The organism is Duganella sp. BJB1802 (genome assembly GCF_013369445.1).
GTDB classification, from domain to species: Bacteria; Pseudomonadota; Gammaproteobacteria; order Burkholderiales; family Burkholderiaceae_D; genus Rugamonas; species Rugamonas vulcania_A.
Window position 1 is genome coordinate 1 of the sequence record NZ_JABWEF010000050.1, and the last position, 945, is coordinate 945.

Here is a 945-nt window from a genome sequence, read left to right on the forward strand (position 1 = left end):
TCCTGCCTTGCTTCGTCCCGACTACTGTAGATTCTGCGTCGTATTCTTTCGCGCTTCAGCAGCTGGAAAAAGCTTTCAGCGACCGCGTTGTCGTGGCAATTGCCTCGTCTGCTCATACTCTGCTCCAGATTATGAGCTTTCAAGAAATCTCTCCAGTCATAGCTGCTGAACTGACTGCCTTGATCTGAATGTACCAGCACAGTTTGTTTAGGCTGGCGACGCCACACAGCCATCAACAAAGCATTCAGTGCCAGTTCGCGATCCATCCTTGAGTTCATAGACCAGCCGATGACCTGTCTCGAAAAGAGATCAATTACGGCGGCCAGATACAACCAGCCTTCATGAGTCCGAATATAGGTAATGTCAGTGACCCAGACTCGATTTGGCTCTTGCACATCGAACTGTCGCTGCAAGTGGTTGGGCGCCACCACGGAAGGCGCACCACCACGCTTGTAACGCCGTTTGCCATAGCCTGTTTGAGATCGCAGGCCGGCGGCACGCATGATGCGATGAACGCGATTAATTCCGCAGTGTTCGCCCAGGTCGCGCAAATCGTCCGACACTTTTCGGTAACCGTAGACAGAACCGCTTTCCAGCCAGGATTCCTTGATGTGGCCAAGGATGCGTCGATCCTCCAAGGTGCGCCGGCTCTCGGGATTCAACCGCCAAGCGTAATAGCCACTCGGATGAACCGCCAGCATTTTGCATAGATGGCGTATGGCGTGGCTAGTACACAGCTCCTGGATCAAGGCGTACCTTACCCGGACATCTTGGCAAAGTACGCGGCGGCCTTTTTTAAAATATCGCGCTCCTCGGTTACGCGCTTCAATTCGGCCTTCAGGCGTTTCATTTCTGCGGCCTGCGCGTCCGTAGCCAGGCGCTCCTCTGCTGGCACGCTGTAGCGCTTCACCCATTGGTACATGCTGTGAACACTGACGCCGAGCC

At 54.5% G+C, this 945-nt stretch carries 1 pseudogene; it reads right to left on the reverse strand.

From position 1 onward, the window contains the following. Nucleotides 1–945, reverse strand: a pseudogene (locus HUX88_RS31785) (IS3 family transposase); the annotation flags it as partial.